This window comes from Nocardia sp. NPDC058058, assembly GCF_042885355.1.
GTDB lineage: Bacteria > Actinomycetota > Actinomycetes > Mycobacteriales > Mycobacteriaceae > Nocardia.
Window position 1 is genome coordinate 594,906 of the sequence record NZ_JBHVSA010000003.1, and the last position, 18,209, is coordinate 613,114.

Here is an 18,209-nt window from a genome sequence, read left to right on the forward strand (position 1 = left end):
TTCAGCGAAGTTGTCCAGAAAGGCTCTTCCATCGGCGTGAATTGTGAGTAACATACGCTGCGCCAGCTCTTCGCAATGCCGCGTGGAGCGTGTGGGAGGCAACGACGCGGCCGACCGAGAGGACGAGCGCGCCGCTGCCAACGGGCAGGAATGCGAAAGGATTACCCCGGATGCTCAAGCGGCTGGATCGACTACTCAGTTATGAGATGAAGGTGTCCGAGTTCCTCGGCACACTGATCATTCTCGGAATCCCCTACGGGTTGGTGGGTCTGGTCTGGACCCTCACGCACACTTCACATCTCAAGCAGATGCACGGCGTCGACGTGATCATCTCATTCCTCGGATCGATCGTGTGCTGGCCGGTGCTCACCTTCTCGAATGTGTGCATGACGTAGATGATGATTCTGGTCTGGCTCATCGACATCCTGGTGATCGGCGTCAAGATCCTCGGTGGGCGTATGAAAGTCAATCCCGTACTCCGCTTCGGCCTCTGGCTCGCGGTGCTGAGCACCGTCGCGGCGGGCGTCGCGGTGGTGGGCTTCGGCCTGGTGCTGCTCGAGCGACAGCTCTCCGGCACGGCCTGATCCTCCGATTTCATCGGACGAATGAGTAATTACTTGTCGTGACCTGCTCCCGTTGTCAAGCGCGGGAGCAGTCTGGCACATCGACAAGAATGATCAGTTACATATTTCTTGTCCCGCACCACTGTGGTGTGCAACACTTCACACGCTCCGCCCCAGCGCTGGGGGATCGATCCCATATTCCGGCGGCGGTGAGCGGCTAGAAAGGATCGGCGACCCGTGACTGCCACTTCGGAAAGAGCGCCGGCGCGCGAGCGCGCCCCGGAACCGGGCGAACTGGAGAAATTCAGTGCCAGCGCCACCGAGCTGTGGCGCCGCCACCCCCAGCAGTCGCTGGAGACCCTCGGCCGACAGGTGAGCCTGGGCCGAGATGCGTTGGTGCAGTTGCTCATATCGATTTTCCAGCGCCGCTTCCCGTATCGCGAGTTCATCAAGCAGTCCGCGTTCATGACGAGCGTTTCGGCGATTCCGACCGTGCTGGTCGCGGTGCCGATCGCGGTGGTGGTCTCAATTCAGTTGGGCGCGTTGGTGAATCAGGTCGGCGCGACCACCTTCATCGGCGCGGTGGCCGGGCTCGGCATCATTCGCCAGGGTGCGCCGCTGGTCACCTCGCTCATGATGGCCGGTGCGGTCGGATCGGCCATTGCCGCCGATCTGGGTTCACGCACCATTCGCGAGGAGATCGACGCCATGATGGTCATGGGCGTGGATCCGGTGCGACGACTTGTCGCTCCCCGCCTGGCCGCGGCGGTGCTGGTGAGCATGCTGCTGTGCGGGTTCATCGTGTTCGTGGGCTTCTCCACCGCGTACCTGTTCAACGTGTACGCCCAATCCGGTACACCCGGTTCGTTCATCTCCTCGTTCGCCTCCTTCGCGGTTGCCAATGATCTGGTGATCGCGCTGGTCAAAGCGGCGGTCTTCGGGTTGCTCACCTCGGTGATCGCCTGCGATATCGGCCTGCACGCCAAGGGCGGGCCCGGCGGCGTGGCCAATGCGGTCAACTCCGCGGTGGTCACCGCGGCGCTGATGACGTTCGCCACCAACGTGATTCTGACCCAGCTGTACAACACCCTCTTCCCCACGAAGGTGATCTGAGGTGGGCAGCACCTACACGCCCCCGGCGCTCAAACCGGTGCGCGTACTCGGCAGTGCCGTCGCCGCGCCGGTGCAGGCCAACCAGCGGCTCGGGCACCAGGCGTACACGTTCTTTCAGGCGTTCATCGCGGTTCCGTTCGTGCTCAAGCACTATCGCAAGGAGGTGTTGCGCCTGACCGCCGATGTCGGCTGGGGCAACGGCTCGCTCGTGGTCGGCGGCGGCACCATCGGCGTGGTGATCATGCTGTGCGGATTCGCCGGTGTCACAGTCGGTATGGAGTCGTTCACCGCGCTGAACCTGCTCACCATGAGCCCGCTGACCGGCGCGATCTCCGGCTTCGCCACGACCCGCGAACTCGCGCCGGTCATCGCGACGCTGGCGGTCGCCATTCAGGCGGGCTGCCGTTTCACCGCGCAGCTGGGCGCCATGCGCATCTCCGAGGAGATCGACGCGCTGGAATCCATTGCCATCCGGCCGCTTCCGTACCTGGTGACGACCCGGATGATCGCGGCGACGTTGACCATCATCCCGCTCTACAGCGTCGGACTGGCGGTGGCGTACCTGGCCACCAAGCTGTCCGTGCTGTTCCTGGGCGGCACCACCGCGGGCACCTACGATCACTACTTCTACCAATTCCTGCTCGGCCCGGACGTGTTCTGGTCGCTGTTCAAAGTCGTTGTCTTCGTGCTGATCTCGACTTTCATCCAGTGCTACTACGGGTACACCGCCACCGGCGGGCCCGAGGGCGTCGGCGTCGCGGCCGGACGCGCCATCAAGATGGTCATTGTCGTCATGGTCTCGGTGAATCTGCTGCTGACCCTTGCGATCTGGGGCATCGACCCCGGATTCCGGATCTCGGGGTAGGTGATTCGACATGCTTCTTGACCCCAGTGGTCGCGGGCCCACCGCCCGCCAACTCTCCCTGTACGGCCTGGTTCTGCTCACCGCCATCGCGGCGCTGCTCTACCTGCTGGCGCTGCGCTACAACGGCCGATTCGAGGACAAGGTGCCCGTGGTGGCGACCTTGACCAGCACCGGCGACGGCCTGCCCGCCAATGCCGATGTCAAGTTCCGCGGCATGGTCGTGGGCCGGGTCGACAGCGTCGACATCGTGTCCAAGGGCGCGAGCCAGCGCGCGTCGCTGTGGCTCAAACCCGGTATCGCCCAGACGATTCCGGCGACTGTGACCGCCCGCGTCATCCCGAACAATATCTTCGGCGTGACCGCCATCGAATTGGTCGACACCACGCCCACCACGCAGACCCTGCGCGCGGGCGCGACTATCGCCGAGGACACCAGCGCCGCCACCGTGCAGTTGCAGAGCACCCTGAATGTGCTGCGCACCGTGCTGTCCAATATCCAGCCCGAGAAGCTCGGCCGCGTGCTCGCCACGCTGGCCGCGGCCCTGGATCCCAGCGCCCGCGTGCCCGGTTCCACCATCGAGCGCCTCGACAATTGGATGACCCAGGTACGCGGCCTCCCCGAAATGGGTGACCTGCTGGGCAATCTCGGCCGCGCCGCCACCGCGGTGAGCCAGTCCGCACCGCAATTGGTGCAGGTGCTCTCGCAATCGGTGACGACCGCCAAGACCCTCACCGAACAGCGCGCGGCCCTGGTCGCCCTGCTGACCAACGGTGGCACCGCCATCGATTCGGTGAACGAATTGTTCGCGGCCAACCCCGATTCGGGCAAGTTCCTGGTGTCGGGCTTGAACGAGCTGTTCGGCAGCCTCGCCCAGGATCCGCAGGCCATCCCCTACTCGATCGCCAATCTCAATACCGCACTACAACGTTTGCAGCCGACATTCAGCTTCGGACCGCACAAGCAGATGGTGTGGACCATGGATGTGAGCCTGACCCCGTTCCAGCAGTACGTGGCCAAGGACTGCCCGCACTACGGGAACCTGTATGGCCCGCGCTGCGGTACCCCGACCGTCGCGGATTCCGCTCCGGCGCAGGACTATCCGGCTCAGCTGCTGCCGCAACATCTCAATTCGGCCGGGCCCGCGCCGCAACCGCAGGCGCCGGGACAGATCAGCGTTCCCGGGCTGCCGCCGCTACAGATTCCGGGCCTGCCGCAGATTCCGGGTCTGACCGCACCGGCGTCGACCACTCCGTCCGGCAACGGCACCGTCGCTCCGGCCGCGCTGCGCGGTAAGGACGCGGTGGCGGCGATGGTCGGCGGCGAACCGAATATGGCGCAGGTGCTGCTGCTCGGCCCGGTGCTGGCCGGTGGGCACGTCACGTACGCGAAAGATGGTGAACAGCAGTGAAATCCGGTAGGGCAACGATCGGGTTCAGCCTGTTCGCGATTGTCGCGGTGGTGCTGACCTACACCATCTGGTCCACGCTGCAGCGCTCGGTCGCCGGTGGCACACACAGCTATTCGGCCGTGTTCTCCGATGTGCTGGGTCTGCGAATCGGCGATGACATCCGCATGGCCGGTGTGCGGGTGGGCCGGGTGGACAAGATCGATTTCACCGACGACTACAAGGCGCGGGTCGACTTCCGCATCGAGGACGACCAGCATCCGACCAACACGACGAAAGCCCTTGTGCGCTATCAGAACTTGATCGGACAGCGCTATGTCGCACTGATCGCGGGCAAGGACGCCGGATCCCCGATGCGCCCCGGTGACGCCATTCCCATCGAGCGCACCGAACCGTCCTTCGACGTCTCGGCCATGCTCTCGGGCTTCGAACCGCTGTTCAGCGTGCTGCAACCGGATCAGGTGAATTCGCTGTCGGACACCCTGATTCAGGCGCTCCAGGGCAATACCGTCTCGATGAGCGCGCTGATCACCCAGGCCGCCGAGCTGGCGGGCACGTTCGGGCAGCGCGATCAGATCCTCGGCGATGTGCTGACCAACCTGAGCAGCGTGATCTCCGGATTGGCCAATCGCAGTAGCGAACTCGAAACGCTGATCACCCAGGCGCGCAGCCTGATGCAGGGTCTGTACGCGCAGGGTGAAGCGCTCAAGAGTTCGGTCGATCAGGTCGCCACCGCCACCGACTCGCTCGTCTCCCTCATCGGCGCGGTCAAGCCCGGTTTGGCACGGGCGCAGAATGACGCGACCGCGGGCGTGGCGTTGCTGCTGCTCAACGGAGCGTCCCTGGATAAGGCCGCCGTCGAGCTTCCGGCGATGCTGAACCGCGTCTCCACCTTCACCAGCTACGGCGCGTACGCCAACGCGTACATCTGCCGACTGGACGTCTCGCTGTGGGGCGTGCTCTTGCCCCCGGGCCTGTTCTCCCAGGTCGGCGGCCCTGCCCAGTCCGAGGTGTGCCGATGATTACCACCGCACGCGACATGCTCTTCAGCGCCTGGCGCAATCGCTATCTCCGCGTGGGCGTGCTGGCCTCGCTCACGGTCGTGCTGCTGCTGGTCGGCTCGACCGCGATCAAACAGGCGCGTCTGGGCGATAAGACCATCGAGGCCGAGTTCGCCCAGGCCGCCGGACTCAAATCCGGTGCGACCGTCGATATCTCGGGAATCGATGTCGGCCAGGTGAGTTCGGTCCACCTGGACAACGGCAAGGTCCTGGTGGAGATGAAGGTCCGCAATGATCTGCGCTTGGGCGCGGACGCGACGGCCGGTATCAAACTGTCCACCATCCTGGGCCGCCTGCACGTCGAGCTGACTCCCGGCGATGGAAAAGGGCTGCCGGGCAACCGCATTCGCCTGGACCGCACCACCGTGCCGTACAACCTGGGCAAGGTGGTCCAGGATCCGCAGTACAAGAACCAGTTCGAGCGCATCGAGGGCATCGACCCGGCCAAGCTGCGCCAGGCCCTGGATACGGTCAATCAGCAGATGGGTGACTCCCCACAGCTTGCCGTGCAGGCGCTGGACAGCATCGGCGCGCTCGCCAAGGTCATCAATGATCGCCGCGATGCGGTCGACAGCCTGCTCAAGGGCATGGACAAGGTCTCTCAGCTGGCCTCGGACAATCAGAACAGCGTGCTACTGCTGTTGACCCAGGGCCAGGCCATCGGCACCGCGGTGCAGCAGCGCCAGGATCTGCTGCGCAAACTGCTCGACAATGTGGCATCGCTGTCCAAGACCTTGCAGGACATGGGGCTGGAGAACAACAACCAGATCGGCCCGCTGATCCAGGACCTGAACACCATGTCCCAGGGTCTGCAGAAGAACAAGGACAATCTCGACCGGCTGTACGAGATCATGCCGGTCGCGTTGCGGCAGTTCAACAATGCGCTCGGCAACGGCCCCTACGGCGAGGTGTACGCGCCGTGGCTGTTCCCGGACAACTGGTTGTGCTTCGCCCAGGCCATTCAGGGGTGCAAGTAATGAAGAGCCGCGTTATCGCCAAACTGGCCGCGCTGTGCTGCGCGGCCACGGTGGCGGCCGGATGTGGGCTGCTGCCCGATAGTTTGACCGCGATTCCCAATGAGTATCTGGGCAAGCGCATGCGCATCAGCGCCGATTTCGAGAGCGTCGCGGGCCTGTACGCGGGCAATGAGGTTGCGGTGCTCGGTGTTCCGATCGGGAGCGTCGAATCTGTCACGCCGCGTGGCGGTTACGTCGAGGTCGTGATGAATGTCGACTCGACGGTCAAGATTCCCGCCGATGCCTTCGCCGCACTGGTGAATCCGCAGCTGATCACCAATCGGCACGTGGAGCTCACCCCCGCCTACACCGGCGACGGTCCGGTCATGGCGGCCGATGCGCATATTCCGTTGCCGCGCACCCGGGTTCCGGTCGAGCTCGATCGGATTCTGGAGAATTTCGACAAGCTCGGCGCCGCGCTCAAGGGCGATAACGAGACCGGGCCGATGGCCAGCCGGGTGCTGTTCCCGCTGCTGGACGGCAATGGCGACAAACTGCGCGAGACGCTGGACGCGCTGTCCTCGGCGTTCGAGGTGACGCTGGCCAATAAGGACCAGATCGCCAACACCATCGTCAAGCTCAACGACATCACCCAGATCATCGCCTCCAATGACGAGACTGTCCGCAGTTTCAGCGGCACCCTCACCCAGTTGGTGGATCTGCTCGGGCAGCAGGCTCCCGGGTTGCAGTCGGTGCTGACCCAGCTCAACGACTTCCTGAACAACACCTCGGCCCTGGTCGGGGACAACAGGGAGCAGTTGGCGGGCGCGCTGACCCGATTCGTCGATATCGCCGGGCAGATGCGGGCCAATGCCCGTTCCCTGACCGAGATCGTCGATGTCGGCCCGCTCATGTTCCAGAACCTGTCCAATGCCACCAGCCGCGAACATCAGGCGCTGCGCCTGCACGGCCTGCTCGACAAGATCGTGCTGGACAGCGAGGCGCTGTCCACCTTCTGCGAGCGCATCCAGATGCGCATGGACGGCTGCCGCACCGGCAAGATCGCCGACTTCGGTCCCGACTTCGGGCTCACCGCCGCCCTGCTGGGCATCACGGAGATGAAATGAGCACACGAACCAGATCCCTTGCGGCGGCGGTCATTACCGCCGCCACCCTCGCCGGGAGCACCGGGTGCGCGGTCACCGTGCAGAACATGCCGATGCCCAAGCCCGGAATCGGCGCACCCGGCTACACCATTCACGCCTCGTTCCGAGATGCGCTCAATCTGCCCGATCACGCGCACGTGAAGATCGGCGGCAGCGATATCGGGGTGGTCACCAAGATCAAGACCACCAATTTCATCGCCGACGTGGAAATGCTTATCCGACAGGACATTCAGTTGCCCAAGGGCACCACGGTCGAACTGCGTCAGGCCACTCCGCTGGGTGATGTGTTCGTCGCCATGACGCTGCCTTCGGCGCAGGACGCCGGACCGCTGCTGCACCAGGGCGACACCATCGGCACCGACTCCACCGCAACGGGTGCGTCGGTGGAGCAGTTGATGATGTCGGTGTCGATGCTGATCAACGGCGGCGGCATCAATCAGGCCGCCAAGATCACCACCGAATTGAATTCCATGTTCGCCGGGCGCGGACCGCAACTGGCGCATCTGCTCACCGAGATGACCGCCACCATCGAGGCGTTGAACAAGCGCACCGGTGATATCGACGGCGTACTGACCGGGCTGAATACGCTCGGCGGTGAACTCGCCAGCCGCAAGGCCGAACTGGGCCAGGCCGCCGATACCTTTCCGGGTCTGATCGGACTGTTCACCGAGAACAATCAGCGCATCGTGGATCTGCTCACCAAGGTCTCGACCACCATGGCCGCGCTGCACGATTTCAGCGATACCACCGGCGGGGATTTCGTCAATCTGTTCAACAGCATTCAGCAGTTGATGTCCGGATTCGCGCAGTCGACCGATCTGACCGCGACACTGGACGGGCTGCATCAGCTCTATCCCTCGTTCATGGCCAGTTTCAAGGGCCCGACCCTGGCGATCGCGGCGACGGTGTCCTATCTGAGCATCGGCGCGCTCACCGATCCCAGCGGCAGCCGACTGCCCGAACTCAGTGATGTGCCCGCGTTCATCGGCAGTTTCGTGCAGGTGCTGGAGAAGGTGTTCGGACGTTTGACGAGTCCACCGCAGCCGGTTCCCGCCGCCCCGGCTCCCGCCACCGAGGACGGTGGCCGATGAATACTCCCCTGTGGCACTGGGTGGTGCGCAGCCGGATCGCCATCGCCAATGTCGGACTGATCGTGGTGCTGATACTGGGCTGCGGCTATATCGGTTCGAGTGTCCTGCGGTTCAATCCGATTCCGCACACCTACAAGGTGACGGTGTTGCTGTCTACCTCCGGTGGACTGCTCTCGGGCAATGACGTGACCTTCCGCGGACTGCGGGTGGGCCGGGTCGATGAGATCAAGGTCGCGGGCGACGGCGTGGCCGCGGTCGCCGAGATCGACGATTCGGCGCATATCGCGTCGGACGGTGTGGTCGCGGTCGGGCGATTGTCCGCCGCCGGTGAGCAGTATCTCGATTTCCGGCCCGAATCCGATTCCGGGCCTTACCTTTCCGATGGCGCGGTGGTGGACCGCACCCGCACCAAGACCCCGGTGCAGATCCAATCGGTGCTGGCCAATCTCAGCGATTTCATCGGCGGTATGAACCCGGACCGGTTGAATGTGATCGTCGACGAGCTCGACAAGGCGCTCGCCGGCGGCCCGGATCGGTTGCGCAATATGGTTTCCGGGATCAGCCGGGCCATGTCCGGCCTCAATGATCTACTCCCCCAAACCAAACAGCTGCTGGAGAACCTCAGCGTCATCGGGGCGACGACCTCGCACGCGCAACCCGATCTGGGCACCATCACCGCCGCGGGCACCGCGCTGTTCCAGCAGCTGACCGCCGCCGATGCCGAGGTCCGGCACCTGTTGCAAACCGGGCCCGATCAGCTCGCCACCATCGGCGGATTCGTCTCCGAGACAAAGGATCCGATCACCAACCTGGTCACCAACTTCGTGGCCATCACCAAGGCGGCGAAGCTGCGCGCGCCCGCGATCGCGGCGCTGTTCCCCGCCATCCGGGCGGGCTCGGAGGCACTGGGCATTCCGGCGCACGACGGCAGCTATCACACGCTGGTGGATCCGTGGCCGCGTCCCTGGTGCGAATACGACACCATCCCGGTGGTGCCGACCAATGCCCAAACCGACACTCGGACACGGCTTTACAACTACTGCCTCACCAGCAATCCGGCATTGCAGGTGCGCGGTTCCGCCAATGCGCCGCGTCCCGACGTCGCCGACAACGGCGTGAGCGCGCCACCCGGTGTGACCGGTAACGAACTGTCCCAACCCGTCACTGGTCGATAGGAGAAAACCCATGAGCGGCAAGGAAATCGAGGACAAGCCCGACGAGGTCGTGGTGGAGACGCCCGTGGAGCCGGAAGCGGAATCCACCGTCGCGACGCAGAAGTCCACCGATCCGAAGGAACCGGCGAAAGAGACCGCGGACGAGAAGAAGCCGCGCCTGCGCACACCGACTCTGCCGTCAATTGGACCGCGTGGCCGCATCGCGTTGCGCGCCGCCGCCGTGGTGGCGCTGGCCGCGTCCATCGGGTCGAGCGTGTTCTTCTTCCAGCGCAGCCAGCACGACAGCGACCTGCTCGCCGCGCAGGAAGACGCCCGCGCGGCGGCATGCAAGTACGCCCCGGTGCTGGTCACCTACGACGCCAAGAACCTGGACGCGTACTTCAACGCGGTGCTGGCCGGCGCCACCGGCGAATGGAAGACCCAGTTCGACAACACCAGCAAGGATCTGCGGGATGTGCTCACGCAGGGCCAGGTGGTCGCCAAGGCCAATGAGGTGCAGTGCGCCATCCGCACCGGTGATCAGAACTCCGCCGAGGCCATCGTGGTGATCGGGCAGACCATCACCAGTCTGGGCACGCAGGGCAAGCCCGCCCCGGGGCAGCTGTCGATGGTGATGCGCCTCGAGCATTCGGGTGATCACTGGCTGGTCAACAAGCTGAATTCGCCGCTGGTTCAGCCGCCGCAGTCGTGATGTGAAGCCGGGCAATGACTTCCGAGGAGGTGCGGGTGCGGCGTCACCGCCCCAAGGATCGGCGCGCCCAGATCGCGGCGACCTCGGCCGCCGCGTTCGCCGAGCTCGGCTATCACAAAGTGAGCATCACCGATATCGGTGCGCGCCTGGGCATTACGTCCGCGGCGCTGTACCGGCACTATCCGAGCAAGTACGCGATCTTCGCCGCGGAACTGTTCCGGCTGACCGAGGTGACGGTCGCGGCGGTCACCATGCCGCCGCAGGCCCAGCAGTGGACGCCGCAGCGGCGGCTCGGGCACGCGCTCGAGGCGATCATCGCCGGAACCATCGCCAATCGGCCGACGGTGGCGCTGGCGCGCTGGGAAGCCCGCTACCTGGACTCGGACGATCGCGCCACGCTCGACGAACGGTTCGCGACGGCGGTGGCGATGCTGTCGGAACTGGTCGCCGGGGTGCGCCCGGAGCTGACGGCGCGCGAATGCGGGGTGCGCGTCATCGGAATGTTCAGCGCCGTCAGCAGCATCGGCGATCATCGGGTCGCACTCGCGGCGAAATCACTCGCCGCACTGCTGGATTCACTGTGCTGGGCGATTGTCGAGACGGATCTGCCGGAGCCGGAACCGATCTCGGATCGCCCCGGCGTGGAGGTCGCCTCACCACTCAAGCATGAGCTCATGCTGCGCCAGGCGATTCACCTGTTCTACGAGCGCGGCTACGCCAATGTCAGCGTGGAAGACATTGTGCTGGCGGCGGATCTGCAATCGGCGTCGGCGCTGTATCGCTACTTTCGCAGCAAGGGCGATCTGCTCACCACCGCGTTCCGGCGGGTCACCGATCGTATGGTGGCGATCATCGGCCCCACCATCGCCGAATCCTCCGGTGCCGCGGAAGCACTATCCAAGATCGTCACCTACTACGCGTCCGAGGCGCTCACCGAACGCGAACTCGCCTACGTGTACTACGCCGAGGCCGGACAACTTCCGGTAGAGGAGCGCAAGCCGGTGCGCACGGTGCGCCGCCTGGTCGTGGACGAATGGGCGGCTCTGCTGATCGAGGCTCGGCCCGAGCTCTCCCCGGCCCAGGCGCACGTCCTGGTACACGCGGCACTGGGATTGGTCGTCGACTTCGGGCGCGTATACGGCGACGATGAGCACCTGTGCCCGCAACGCTGGGTCATCCGGCTCATGCAGATCGCGCTGTTCTGGGAGTCACCGCCAGAGGCAGTAAGTTATTGAGCCTTCTGAGTGGAAGATCCCGAATATCGTTCGTCAAGTGTCATTTGCTACACATATGTGAGTTTTCATTCAAATTGATGCTGTTGCCGGAATGACGCCGAACAGCACTGTTCGCTGCCGTAACATCGCGTCCATGCCAGCCGCCTCCGGACAGCCGCGCCCGGTGCGCCGCCGACCCAAGAACCGGCGCGCGATGATCGCCGCCACCTCCGCCGAGGCATTCAGCACGCTCGGCTATCACGGCGTGAGCATGGAGGAGATAGCCTCCCAGCTCGATATCAGTTCCACCGCGCTGTACCGGCACTACCCCAGTAAGTACGCGCTCTTCCGCGAGGAGATGCTGCGACTGAGTTCGGTATGCCTACAGGCGGTCGCGCTGCCCGCGGGCGATTCGGAGCTGCCCGCCGCCGATCGGGTGCGCGTGATGATCGATTCGCTGATCGCGGCCTCGATAGCGCATCGGCGCAGCGCGGCACTGCTGCGCTGGCAGGGACGATATCTGACCGCCGAGGATCGGCGCGAGCTCGGCGCGGAACTCGCGGCGGCCGATCGCGGGATGCGGGCATTGCTCGCCGAACTCCGGCCGGAGTTGAGCGAGGACTCCAATGCCGTTCTGTCGCAATCGCTTTACAGCATTATCACCAGTATCGGCGACCACCATGTGACGCTTCCGGTGAAGGCCCTGAACCGTCGACTACACGCGGCCTGTATCGCGGTATCGCACGGCGAGCTACCCGGACCCGTATCGGTGCCCGTCGCCGCCCCACCACCGGATCCGGGGACGATCTTCACCCCGGATCTATTGCTGCGCAAATCAATCGAGCTCTTCCATGAACGCGGCTACCCGAATGTCAGCGTCGAGGACATTGCCGAGGCATCGGGTCTGCCCGCACCGTCCGCGGTCTACCGGTACTACCGCAGCAAGGGCGATATCCTCACCGCCGCGTTCCGCCGCGCCGCCAAGCTCGTTTCCGATGCGGTCGGCCCGGCGGTAGCGAGCTCCACTTCCCCCGAGCAGGCCCTGACCACCCTGATCGAGCAGTACGTGGCGGGCTCCTTCACCGAGCGCGAACTGACTTTCGTCTACTACGCGGAGATCGGCAATGTCGAACCCGCCGAGCGCACACTGCTGCGAAATGTGCAGCGCCTCAACGTGGAAGAGTGGGCCAGGCTGCTGGTCGCCGCACGTCCCGAACTGACCGCCGCCGAGGCGCGACTGCTGGTGCATTCCGCGCTGGCGCTCGTGGTCGATCTGGGCCGCCGATTCGGTTCGGCGCATCCGGCGTGCGCGGAGGTGCATGTCGCCTACCTGATGCGCACGGTGCTATTCGGCTAGCGCCCCAACCTCTTTCGGGTAGGTGCCGTCAATGCTTGCCGGCCGTGAGCAGTGACTCGACGCCGGTCGGCAGGGTGCCGTCTGCGGCGGCGTCGATGAGGAACCCTTCCAGGGTCGCGCGGAACGCGGTCGCGGCGTGCGTGGGGGCGACATCCTTGCGATGCGCGAGTGCGACCGTTCGATGCAGGCTGCGCCCACTTCCGCTGTCGTACAACGACAATGGCGTACCGCGCAGACCCGGCCGTCCGGCCAGCACCGTACTGGGAACCACCGCCACCCCGAGTCCCACCTCCACGAATCGCAGGACCGCGTCCATCTCGCCGCCCTCGACCGCGAAACGCGGTTCGAATCCGGCTTGGCGGCAGGCCGCGATGGTCGCTTCACGCAGGTCGTAGCCTTCGCGGAACATGACCAGCGGCCGGTCTTTCAGGTCCTCGATTCGCATGCGGGATCGGACCGGCAGCGACTGGTCATTCGCCCGTGCGGCCACCACCAGGTTGTCCCGCAGGATCGGGCTGGTGACCAGCGGGGTGTCATCGGCCAGCGGCAGAATCACCAGCGCCAGATCGAGTGCGCCCTTGGTCAAATCGCGTACCAGGTCGCGGGATCCGCTCTCCTCCACAATGAGCCGGATGCCGGGATAGGCGTCGTGGAAGCGGCGCAGGATATCGGCGAGCAGGCCGGAGCACAGCGACGGCGTGGCTCCCAGCCGGACCCGGCCGCGGCGCAAACCGGCCAGTTCCTGCACCTCGAGTCGCGCGGTGTCCACATCGGCAAGGATGCGGTTGGCAAGGGGCAGCAGCGCCTCACCCGCCGGGGTCAGGGTGATATTGCCTCTGGCGCGGCTGAACAGCGGTGCGCCCAGCTCGTCTTCGAGCACTCGAATCTGCTTGGACAGTGAGGGCTGCGCGACGCCCAGCACCTCGGCCGCCCGAGTGAAATGCCTGGTCTGGGCTACCGCCAGGAAATACGACAACTGCTGCAACTGCACACTCGATAGCCTAGGACTACCGACTTCGGGTTTTCGATTCCGAGAGACCAGGATCATCCCGGGCGTGTGAAAGCCCTCACCCGAAATTCCGCTACAGCGCGTAGTAATTGGCGTCGCAGCTCGGTTCATAGACTGCGGCCATCGAGATCAGAGCAACGCGGACTTGGACCGCCTGAACTGGCCGGACGTACTTTTCGCTGGTGGCTATGGCAATACCGGCGCTCTACCGCTCGACGGTGGGCAAGAAGGCCGTAATGGCGGTGACGGGCGGCATGCTCGTGCTGTTCCTCATCGCCCACATGGCGGGGAATCTCAAGGTCTTTTTGGGGGCATCCGATTTCAATCACTACGCGGAATGGCTGCGCACGCTAGGTGAACCATTGCTGCCGCGCAGGTGGCTGCTCTCGGCCATGGAGGTCATGCTCGGTGCGAGCGTGATCCTGCACATGTGGTCGGCGGTGAGCCTGGCCCGCACGGCTCGGCAGGCGCGGCCGGTGAAGTACGCGGCCAAGAAGAAATCGCATGCCAGCGGGTACGCGGTGCACACCATGCGGTACGGCGGGGTGATCATCGTGCTGTTCCTGATCTGGCATCTGCTGGATCTCACAGCGGGCGCGGTGAATCCCGAAGGCGCCGATGCGACGCCGTTCGCCAAGGTCGTCGCCGACTTCGAGCCGTCGCGGTGGTACATCACGGCGTTCTACGCGGCGGCGGTGATGCTGGTCGGGTTGCATCTTCGGCACGGAATCCGCAGTGCCTTCCAGACATTGGGGCTGGCGAGCAGTCGCAGCTATGCCGCGTACGACCGGATCGCGGCGGCGTTGTCCGTGCTGCTGGTCGCGGGGTTTCTGGCGGTTCCGATCGCCGTCACGTTCGGATGGGTGAGGTAATCATGAGCGAGTTCTACAGCGCGGGCGAGACGATCACCGACGGCGCGGTCCCGGCCGGTCCGATCGAAGACCGTTGGACCACACGAAAATTCGAGGCCAAGCTGGTCAATCCCGCGAACAAGCGGAAGAAGACGGTGATCATCATCGGCACCGGCCTGGCCGGCGGTTCAGCCGGAGCCACACTCGGCGAACAGGGCTATCACGTCATTCAGTTCTGCTTCCAGGATTCCCCGCGCCGCGCGCATTCCATTGCGGCGCAAGGCGGTATCAACGCGGCCAAGAACTATCGCAATGACGGTGACAGCGTGCATCGCCTGTTCTACGACACGGTCAAGGGCGGGGACTACCGGTCCCGGGAGTCGAATGTGCACCGGCTGGCGGAGATCTCGACGCAGATCATCGATCAGTGTGTGGCGCAGGGAGTTCCGTTCGCACGGGAGTACGGCGGGCTGCTGGACAACCGATCCTTCGGTGGCACACAGGTTTCGCGCACCTTCTACGCGCGCGGGCAGACCGGTCAGCAGTTGCTGCTGGGCGCGTATCAGGCGCTACTGCGCCAGGTCGACCTCGGCACGGTGGAACTGCACGCGCGGCACGAAATGCTGGATCTGATCATGGCCGACGGGGTGGCGCGCGGGGTGGTGGTGCGGGATCTGATCAGCGGAGAGATCAAGTCCTACACCGGTGATGCGGTGGTGCTGGCCTCGGGCGGATACAGCAATGTCTACTTCCTGTCGACAAATGCCATGGGCTCCAACGTCACCGCGTCCTGGCGAGCGCATAAGCACGGCGCGTATTTCGCGAATCCCTGCTTCACACAAATACATCCGACCTGCATTCCGGTGTCGGGGGATCATCAATCCAAGCTGACCCTGATGTCGGAGTCGCTGCGCAACGACGGCCGGGTGTGGGTGCCGGTGCGCGCCGGGGATCAACGCAGACCCGGCGATATCGCCGAGGATGAGCGCGATTATTACTTGGAGCGCATCTATCCCGCGTTCGGCAATCTCGTGCCGCGCGATATCGCCTCGCGAGCGGCGAAGAACGTCTGCGATGAGGGGCGCGGTGTCGGGCCGGGCGGGCTCGGTGTCTACCTCGATTTCGCCGATGCGATCGAGCGGCTCGGGCGAGAAGCGGTAGAAGCCAAGTACGGCAACCTCTTCACGATGTACGAGCGGATCACGGGTGAGAATCCGTACCAGATGCCCATGCGGATCTACCCGGCCGTGCACTACACGATGGGCGGACTGTGGGTTGATTACGACCTGCGCTCGAACATCCCCGGACTGTTCGTGATCGGCGAGGCCAATTTCTCCGATCACGGCGCGAATCGGCTCGGTGCGTCCGCACTCATGCAGGGGCTGGCCGACGGGTACTTCGTGCTGCCGACCGCCATCGGGGACTATCTCGCGCGCGGTCCCGTCGGGGGTGTCGACGAGTCCGCAATCAGCAAGGCGGAGAACAGGGTTCGCGCGATGGTCGAGCGGCTACTGTCGATCAAAGGCGATCGAACGGTCGACTCCTTTCACCGCGAACTCGGTCACATCATGTGGGAGCACTGCGGTATGGAGCGGACCGAGGAAGGGCTGTGCAAGGCGCTCGGGCTCATTCCAGCGCTGCGCGCGGAGTTCTGGCAGCGGGTCAATGTGCCGGGTTCCGGCGACGACCTCAACCAGTCGCTCGAGCGGGCAGGACGAGTGGCCGACTTCCTGGAATTGGCCGAGCTCATGGTGATCGACGCACTGCACCGCACCGAATCCGCGGGCGGACACTTCCGGGCCGAATCGCAGACCGAGGACGGTGAGGCGCGACGCGATGACGACCGGTTCTCCTACGTCGCCGCCTGGGAATGGGGTGGCGAGGATGCGCCGCCCACATTGCATCGCGAGGCGCTGGAGTTCGAATACGTGCACCCGACGACCCGTTCGTACAAGTAGACAGGATCGGTCATGAAGCTGACATTGCGCATCTGGCGGCAACGCGGACCCCGCGACAAGGGTCGTCTGGTCAACTATCCGGTCGAAATCTCGCCCGACGCTTCGTTTCTGGAGACCCTGGACGTACTCAACGAGCACCTCACGGCCGAGGGTGAGGAACCGGTCGCATTCGATCACGATTGCCGCGAGGGCATCTGCGGGATGTGTTCGCTGGTCATCGACGGCACACCGCACGGGCCCGAAAAGGCGACCACCACATGCCAACTGCATATGCGCAAGTTCACCGATGGGGAGACCATCACGGTGGAACCGTGGCGGGCCAAGGCTTTTCCGGTCGTCAAGGATCTCGTGGTCGACCGCTCGGCCTTCGACCGCATCATCGAGTCGGGCGGCTACATCACCGCGCCGACCGGCACCGCACCCGAAGCCCATGCGGTGCCCGTCCCGAAACCCGACGCGGACTACGCCTTTCAAGCCGCCGAGTGCATCGGCTGCGGCGCCTGCGTGGCCGCCTGCCCCAACGGTTCGGCCATGCTCTTCACCGCGGCGAAAATCACCCACCTCGGCCTGCTCCCCCAGGGCCAGCCCGAACGGTACTCCCGCGTGGTCGACATGCTGGAAACCCACGACGAATTGGGGTTCGGCGGCTGCACCAACACCGGTGAATGCACCCTCGCCTGCCCGAAGGAGATTCCCCAGGACGTCATCGGGCGCCTCAACAAGGATCTACTGCGAGCGACGCTGAAGGGGCACTGACCGCACCGGCGGGGGCGTTTCCGGTCGCGCATTTCAAGCCGACCTGGATGCGCCTACGGCCGTACAACACAACGGAATCCGAGGTGGCCTGTAGCAGTGTCCTCGGTTTGACCCTGACGGGCGGCGGGGCGATAGCGCAGGCAGTAATTGGGAGCGCACAGGTAGGAGCCGCCCTTGACGACTCGGCGCGGGTAACGCTCGCCCGCGTCGATTGTCGCGGGATTGCTTGGGGCACAGCATGATCGGGCGGCGCTGTGCGGGGCGAACAGATCCGTCGTCCATTCCCAGACATTGCCGGTCATATCCGACAGGCGATAGCCGTTGGGCGGGTAGGTGCCGACGGCCGTGGTGCCGGGTTGATCGGACTGGCCGCGACCGGGCAGAAATTGCCAGGGAAATTCACCGATCCAGGTATTGGCCATGCGCCGATCCCTGGGTGCGAAGTCATCTCCCCAGCTGTAGGTGGCGTGATCGAGTCCACCGCGGGCGGCGAATTCCCATTCGGCCTCGGTGGGAAGCGATTTCCCCGCCCACGCGGCGTAGGTCGTCGCGTCCTCGAAACTTATCTGGGTGACCGGATGGCGTTCGCGCCCCTCCAACGTGCTGCCCGGCCCCCGGGGATGTCGCCAGTCGGCCCCCGGGACATACGCCCACCAGCGCCGGAAGTCGTCGAGGTCGACCGGCCCGGCGGTGCGCTGGAACACCAGCGCGCCGGGCACCAGTCCTTCCGGATCGGCACCGGGAAAATCATTGGGATCCAAGGGGCGTTCGGCGACGGTGCGATAGCCGGTGTCCTTGACGAAGCGGCGGAACTCGGCGTTGGTGACCGGGTGAGTGTCGATCCAGAACGGGTCGACACGCTTTCGGTGCACGGGGCGTTCCTCGGGAAAGAAATCCGCCGAACCCATATCGAATTCACCGCCGGGTACCTCGACCATGTTCCGGAGCCGTTGGCGGGCAATACCGTTCGTCATCGCA

Annotated in this window: 18 protein-coding genes; 16 read left to right on the plus strand and 2 right to left on the minus strand. The window is 64.8% G+C overall.

Annotation, left to right across the window (positions count from 1 at the left end; all coding sequences use genetic code 11):
• Positions 1 to 170: 170 nt before the first annotated feature.
• The 13 genes from ACFVUS_RS26295 to ACFVUS_RS26355 all read left to right on the plus strand — a co-directional run bounded on the left by ACFVUS_RS26295 (position 171) and on the right by ACFVUS_RS26355 (position 12,657).
• Positions 171 to 395 (plus strand): hypothetical protein, encoded by a 225-nt coding sequence (locus tag ACFVUS_RS26295; protein WP_387771745.1) that lies wholly within the window; start codon positions 171 to 173, stop codon positions 393 to 395.
• The gene (locus ACFVUS_RS26300) at positions 396 to 584 is read left to right on the plus strand and encodes a hypothetical protein (RefSeq protein WP_387771748.1); all 189 of its coding nucleotides are present in this window, start codon (positions 396 to 398) and stop codon (positions 582 to 584) included.
• A 273-nt stretch (positions 585 to 857) separates the two neighbouring features.
• A complete protein-coding gene (locus tag ACFVUS_RS26305; protein ID WP_387774696.1) occupies positions 858 to 1,676 on the plus strand; it encodes an MlaE family ABC transporter permease in 819 nt (272 codons plus the stop codon).
• A gap of 1 nt (position 1,677) precedes the next feature.
• Positions 1,678 to 2,541: an ABC transporter permease gene (locus ACFVUS_RS26310; protein WP_387771751.1), complete on the plus strand. Its 864-nt coding sequence runs from the start codon at positions 1,678 to 1,680 to the stop codon at positions 2,539 to 2,541.
• 10 nt (positions 2,542 to 2,551) lie between these two features.
• Positions 2,552 to 3,949, plus strand: coding sequence for an MlaD family protein (locus ACFVUS_RS26315; protein WP_387771754.1), 1,398 nt, complete (start codon positions 2,552 to 2,554; stop codon positions 3,947 to 3,949).
• The gene (locus ACFVUS_RS26320) at positions 3,946 to 4,968 is read left to right on the plus strand and encodes an MCE family protein (protein WP_387771757.1); all 1,023 of its coding nucleotides are present in this window, start codon (positions 3,946 to 3,948) and stop codon (positions 4,966 to 4,968) included. Before ACFVUS_RS26315 ends, ACFVUS_RS26320 begins: the two co-directional genes overlap by 4 nt.
• On the plus strand, positions 4,965 to 5,984 hold the full coding sequence (locus ACFVUS_RS26325) for an MCE family protein (RefSeq protein ID WP_387771760.1): 1,020 nt from the start codon (positions 4,965 to 4,967) through the stop codon (positions 5,982 to 5,984). Before ACFVUS_RS26320 ends, ACFVUS_RS26325 begins: the two co-directional genes overlap by 4 nt.
• A complete protein-coding gene (locus ACFVUS_RS26330) occupies positions 5,984 to 7,090 on the plus strand; it encodes an MCE family protein (RefSeq protein WP_387771763.1) in 1,107 nt (368 codons plus the stop codon). The genes ACFVUS_RS26325 and ACFVUS_RS26330 overlap by 1 nt, the downstream gene beginning before the upstream one ends.
• Positions 7,087 to 8,220 (plus strand): MCE family protein, encoded by a 1,134-nt coding sequence (locus tag ACFVUS_RS26335; RefSeq protein ID WP_387771766.1) that lies wholly within the window; start codon positions 7,087 to 7,089, stop codon positions 8,218 to 8,220. Before ACFVUS_RS26330 ends, ACFVUS_RS26335 begins: the two co-directional genes overlap by 4 nt.
• Complete coding sequence (locus ACFVUS_RS26340; protein WP_387771769.1) at positions 8,217 to 9,395, plus strand: MCE family protein; 1,179 nt, start codon at positions 8,217 to 8,219, stop codon at positions 9,393 to 9,395. The genes ACFVUS_RS26335 and ACFVUS_RS26340 overlap by 4 nt, the downstream gene beginning before the upstream one ends.
• Positions 9,396 to 9,405: 10 nt before the next feature.
• The gene (locus ACFVUS_RS26345) at positions 9,406 to 10,086 is read left to right on the plus strand and encodes a hypothetical protein (RefSeq protein ID WP_387771772.1); all 681 of its coding nucleotides are present in this window, start codon (positions 9,406 to 9,408) and stop codon (positions 10,084 to 10,086) included.
• A gap of 14 nt (positions 10,087 to 10,100) precedes the next feature.
• Positions 10,101 to 11,321: a TetR/AcrR family transcriptional regulator gene (locus ACFVUS_RS26350; protein ID WP_387771775.1), complete on the plus strand. Its 1,221-nt coding sequence runs from the start codon at positions 10,101 to 10,103 to the stop codon at positions 11,319 to 11,321.
• Between the two features lie 133 nt (positions 11,322 to 11,454).
• Positions 11,455 to 12,657, plus strand: coding sequence for a TetR/AcrR family transcriptional regulator (locus ACFVUS_RS26355; protein WP_387771778.1), 1,203 nt, complete (start codon positions 11,455 to 11,457; stop codon positions 12,655 to 12,657).
• A gap of 28 nt (positions 12,658 to 12,685) precedes the next feature.
• On the opposite strand, the gene ACFVUS_RS26360 is transcribed toward ACFVUS_RS26355, so the two are convergent.
• A complete protein-coding gene (locus ACFVUS_RS26360; protein ID WP_387771781.1) occupies positions 12,686 to 13,648 on the minus strand; it encodes a LysR family transcriptional regulator in 963 nt (320 codons plus the stop codon).
• 206 nt (positions 13,649 to 13,854) lie between these two features.
• Here ACFVUS_RS26360 and ACFVUS_RS26365 point away from each other — a divergent pair, with 206 nt between their 5' ends.
• From ACFVUS_RS26365 to ACFVUS_RS26375, 3 genes are read left to right on the plus strand one after another with little or no spacing between them, the layout of a single operon-like run.
• The gene (locus tag ACFVUS_RS26365; RefSeq protein ID WP_387774699.1) at positions 13,855 to 14,538 is read left to right on the plus strand and encodes a succinate dehydrogenase cytochrome b subunit; all 684 of its coding nucleotides are present in this window, start codon (positions 13,855 to 13,857) and stop codon (positions 14,536 to 14,538) included.
• Positions 14,539 to 14,540: 2 nt separating this feature from the next.
• Positions 14,541 to 16,475, plus strand: coding sequence for a fumarate reductase/succinate dehydrogenase flavoprotein subunit (locus tag ACFVUS_RS26370; RefSeq protein WP_387771783.1), 1,935 nt, complete (start codon positions 14,541 to 14,543; stop codon positions 16,473 to 16,475).
• A 12-nt stretch (positions 16,476 to 16,487) separates the two neighbouring features.
• The gene (locus ACFVUS_RS26375) at positions 16,488 to 17,231 is read left to right on the plus strand and encodes a succinate dehydrogenase/fumarate reductase iron-sulfur subunit (protein WP_387771785.1); all 744 of its coding nucleotides are present in this window, start codon (positions 16,488 to 16,490) and stop codon (positions 17,229 to 17,231) included.
• Between the two features lie 53 nt (positions 17,232 to 17,284).
• Here ACFVUS_RS26375 and ACFVUS_RS26380 read toward each other — a convergent pair whose 3' ends face one another.
• Positions 17,285 to 18,205, minus strand: a complete 921-nt coding sequence (locus ACFVUS_RS26380) for a formylglycine-generating enzyme family protein (protein ID WP_387771787.1) — start codon at positions 18,203 to 18,205, stop codon at positions 17,285 to 17,287.
• Between the last annotated feature and the right edge of the window lie 4 nt (positions 18,206 to 18,209).

What these genes read in the sequence shown, in the direction of transcription:
- ACFVUS_RS26315 (WP_387771754.1), top strand. Translation starts at nt 2,552, where the DNA reads ATGCTTCTTGACCCCAGTGGTCGCGGGCCCACCGCCCGCCAACTCTCC.
- ACFVUS_RS26365 (WP_387774699.1), top strand. Translation starts at nt 13,855, where the DNA reads ATGGCAATACCGGCGCTCTACCGCTCGACGGTGGGCAAGAAGGCCGTA.
- ACFVUS_RS26345 (WP_387771772.1), top strand. Translation starts at nt 9,406, where the DNA reads ATGAGCGGCAAGGAAATCGAGGACAAGCCCGACGAGGTCGTGGTGGAG.
- ACFVUS_RS26330 (WP_387771763.1), top strand. Translation starts at nt 5,984, where the DNA reads ATGAAGAGCCGCGTTATCGCCAAACTGGCCGCGCTGTGCTGCGCGGCC.
- ACFVUS_RS26335 (WP_387771766.1), top strand. Translation starts at nt 7,087, where the DNA reads ATGAGCACACGAACCAGATCCCTTGCGGCGGCGGTCATTACCGCCGCC.
- ACFVUS_RS26340 (WP_387771769.1), top strand. Translation starts at nt 8,217, where the DNA reads ATGAATACTCCCCTGTGGCACTGGGTGGTGCGCAGCCGGATCGCCATC.
- ACFVUS_RS26355 (WP_387771778.1), top strand. Translation starts at nt 11,455, where the DNA reads ATGCCAGCCGCCTCCGGACAGCCGCGCCCGGTGCGCCGCCGACCCAAG.
- ACFVUS_RS26325 (WP_387771760.1), top strand. Translation starts at nt 4,965, where the DNA reads ATGATTACCACCGCACGCGACATGCTCTTCAGCGCCTGGCGCAATCGC.
- ACFVUS_RS26300 (WP_387771748.1), top strand. Translation starts at nt 396, where the DNA reads ATGATGATTCTGGTCTGGCTCATCGACATCCTGGTGATCGGCGTCAAG.
- ACFVUS_RS26375 (WP_387771785.1), top strand. Translation starts at nt 16,488, where the DNA reads ATGAAGCTGACATTGCGCATCTGGCGGCAACGCGGACCCCGCGACAAG.
- ACFVUS_RS26370 (WP_387771783.1), top strand. Translation starts at nt 14,541, where the DNA reads ATGAGCGAGTTCTACAGCGCGGGCGAGACGATCACCGACGGCGCGGTC.
- ACFVUS_RS26350 (WP_387771775.1), top strand. Translation starts at nt 10,101, where the DNA reads ATGACTTCCGAGGAGGTGCGGGTGCGGCGTCACCGCCCCAAGGATCGG.
- ACFVUS_RS26295 (WP_387771745.1), top strand. Translation starts at nt 171, where the DNA reads ATGCTCAAGCGGCTGGATCGACTACTCAGTTATGAGATGAAGGTGTCC.
- ACFVUS_RS26380 (WP_387771787.1), bottom strand. Translation starts at nt 18,205, where the DNA reads ATGACGAACGGTATTGCCCGCCAACGGCTCCGGAACATGGTCGAGGTA.